At 58.8% G+C, this 3,262-nt stretch carries 3 protein-coding genes; all 3 read right to left on the minus strand.

The window, feature by feature from the left end; translation table 11 throughout:
• Nucleotides 1-953, minus strand: a 953-nt coding sequence (locus ABX749_RS27005) for a c-type cytochrome domain-containing protein (protein ID WP_372898757.1), incomplete at its 3' end; no start/stop codon positions are given.
• A gap of 236 nt (nt 954-1,189) precedes the next feature.
• The gene (locus ABX749_RS27010; RefSeq protein ID WP_372898756.1) at nt 1,190-2,527 is read right to left on the minus strand and encodes a DUF1552 domain-containing protein; all 1,338 of its coding nucleotides are present in this window, start codon (nt 2,525-2,527) and stop codon (nt 1,190-1,192) included.
• A 580-nt stretch (nt 2,528-3,107) separates the two neighbouring features.
• Nucleotides 3,108-3,262: DUF1585 domain-containing protein (locus ABX749_RS27015; protein ID WP_372898758.1), on the minus strand; the 155-nt coding region annotated here is incomplete at its 5' end.

The raw sequence follows: 3,262 nt of genomic DNA on the forward strand, positions 1-3,262 counted from the left end.
ACCGCGCGGCGCACACGTTGGTCAGTAACACCGTCTTCTTTCATCAGGTCATAGACCGGCGTCAGCGGACGAACCACCTTGGTGCTGTAGACCAAACTGGTCGGCAACCCGCGAAGATCACCCACCATTTTGTCCGCAATCGAGGCGGGGTCGTCGGTGATCTGATAGGGCTGGGCGATACTCAGCGGACCTTCGGCCATGTAGCGGATGATGTCATCAGCGACGTCCAAGATCTGCGTCGCTTCGGCGCTGTTGACCGTGTAGAAATCGGGGTAGTTTTCCAGCCCGTGTTTGCGTGCCGAGGAGAGGATCGCGGGAACGCTTTTGACCGAGGTGGCATAGGCCACCGTGCCGCCTTGCCATTTGATGATGCGATCGACGCCGAAGTACAGTTTCAATTCGCCGCCGTGGTTGGTCGGTACGACATCGCCATGCGTGCGCAGCCCCGGCTTTTCAGGATCATAATCCGGTTCCGTGTTGATCAGTTCATTCAGACGCGTGATGTGTTCTTGGGGCGTCACCCGCCAAATCCGAGCCGGCGACGACGTCGGCACCAGTTGGATCTCTTCGGGCAAGGAGCCAAACAGCAGCTCGTGATCGACGAAGTTCCCCTTGTTCGGATCGCGATGATCATGGAAGCCACCCTTGTCCTGCATGACGCGTGACAATTCGCCGACGATCCAGTCGGAGAACTGCAGCCGGTCGACGACTTCAAGCTCCGATGCATCCGGCGGCGGCATCTCCTTCAATGCGACCTGAGCCCAAATGCTTCGCCAAGTGCCGGCGTTGATTTCGTCCACCGGTCCGAGGTCGTGCAGCGACAGGTCACCCTCGGGCGCCGTCTCACCGTGACAGTCAATGCAATGGTCGGCAAGAAACGCGCCGGCAAAACTTTCAAAGTCCTTTTCCAGAGGTTGCCCCGGCGTGTACGTTTCGGCGGACGTCGACGACATGATGCCGAACGAGAAACAAAACACGACGCACCACAGGCACCGATGCACATCAAACACCAACGAGTTTGCCTGTCGGACTTGTTTGCCAACCGTCATACGAAAACCTTCAAGAACAATAAAGTGGCGTAAGCTTCCAGCTTGCGACCCCCTGGATACTTCCAGCTTGCGACGCCCTAGTTACTTCCAGTTTGCGAGCCGCCTCGGATTCAAACGCAATACCGCGATCCGCTCACCGCTTACGCGAGCACTTCTTTGAGCGGGCCGTTGCCGGCGTCGTACTTCATGGCCTGTTTGTCGTCCATGTTGAAGCGATCGACGTTTTGGCCGGCGGCACGCAACAGGCTCGTGTACAGCGCGTTGATCGGGCGTTTGCCATCCAACTGAGTGAAGCAACCGGATTTAAACGCGCCGTCGAGGTTGCCGAGCAGCATGACCGGCCAGTTCGCACCGTTGGTGTGCTGCTTGTCGGCGTTGTTGCTGGTGTAGACGATCAGCGTGTGATCCATCATCGTGCCGCTGCCTTCGGGAACGCTCTCGAGCGCTTCCATGATTCGGACCAGCATGCGGCTGTTGTACTGACGGATCTTGATCCAAATCGGGTTGTCCGGCTGGTCCATGTGCCCCAGGTTGTGCCCCTGTTGCTCGACGCCCAATCCTTTCCATGCACCGAAGATCTCGCCGCGTCCCGAACCGATCGTGAGCGTGTTGGTGATGCCCGAGGTCAGTGCCGAAATCCCCAGGTCCAGCAAACGATCGTGCCAATCGGTTTCGAATTCGGGATTGGTGTAGCGCTCGTCCACTTCGGGTGCGAACTTACGCAGGTGGTCGCTGACCGCACCCAAGCGATCGCGGAGGCCGTTGGCTTCTTTGAATCCTTGGACGTATTGGCCGTAGCGTTGACTGTCGGCTGCCGGGAGCGCGCGACCCTTGGAGGCGGCAAACTGTTCGATCTGCAGCATCAAGCTCGTCCGCGCTTCGTGCTGCTTGCGAATGTCACCGGTCGAGATGCCACCGTAGAGCATCTGGTACAGATGGTTCGGGTTGGAATGCATGAAGATCGGCTGGCCGGCGCCGCTGGCGGACAGCGTCGCGAGCGTAGGCTTGGTCGTCATGTTCTCGATCGAGTCCATGCCGATGCAGAGGTGGGGCAACAGCGTCTGCGGCAAGACCTTGCTCAATTCGTAGTCGATCGTCGGGGCACTCGGTGGCACACCGTCGCTGCCGCGATAGCCGCCCAGGGCGCCGAAGAAGGCGCTGTGCGAGGGACTGGTGTGAAGACCGTGAAGCCCGTTGATGATGTGCAGTCGATCTTTGTAGGGTTCCAGCGGGCTGATCGGTTCGGGCAGTTTGGCCTTGGCCAGTGAACCGCTGTTTTTCATCCCGCTCGGAATGCAGGTTTTAGGGTCGAAACCCTGGTTCTGCATGAAGAACACGATTCGCTTGGGAGTCGAATTGCCGAGTAGGGGGACGTTCGTCGCGGGCGAGGCCAGCAAACGCTCGGCGAGGATCGAGGGGCCAAAAGCAGCGCCGACGCCAGCTGCGATTCCATGCAGCATGTTTCTACGGTTGATCATTTTGAATCTGTTTGCGAGATCGAAGAATTGCGGGTCAATTGTCCGGCTGAATCGACAGGGAAGTCGAGTTGGCGATCGCCTGAAACCGCTACACGCCGGCCGAGGGGTGGGAAAACAGCTGGCTGGGGTAAGTCTGGGGATGTGGCGGGTAGACCGATTATATAGCTAGATGCCCTAAGGGGTCCAATTATTTCAAGATCGAAAAAATTAGGCGTCCGCCCCGGTCCCATCATCGGTCTAAGGAGAGTGGAAAATCCCGTAAATGCCGCGATCTGACGAATCGCCACGCCCCTCCCGTTTGGGTGGACGCCAAGTCAAACCGTCGCATCGAGGGGGGAGAAACCAACTCGAAAGCATCTCTTGTCGCTGATCGTCGGGGACGCCAATTGAATGACTGATGGACTTTTTCTCCCTGTCATCCGTGGGTCCGCGCTGCCATCGGTGGGCAATCTTCTCAATGAGTGAGGGCCCGTAGGCTCGCGCCAAACGGCTGATCATTCGTTGGATATCAGCCGGTTCGCGCCGGCGCGAGAGGCACCCATCAATGTCGATTTAGCGGTATGGCGCTCTCGGGGCTCGGCTAACGCTCCGGTGTGCTGCGGGTGCGATACAGGAAGGCGTCCGACGTCAGGAGCGAGGTGATCAGCGCATTCATACTGCCGCCGCTTTCCTTGTAGGCGCGGTGGGCGTCTTGCAACACGGGTGCATCGTGCAGTGTTTCGTTGCGGCCCATCC

The organism is Stieleria sp. (genome assembly GCF_041595215.1).
GTDB classification, from domain to species: Bacteria; Planctomycetota; Planctomycetia; order Pirellulales; family Pirellulaceae; genus Stieleria; species Stieleria magnilauensis.

What these genes read in the sequence shown, in the direction of transcription:
- ABX749_RS27010 (WP_372898756.1), bottom strand. Translation starts at nt 2,527, where the DNA reads ATGATCAACCGTAGAAACATGCTGCATGGAATCGCAGCTGGCGTCGGC.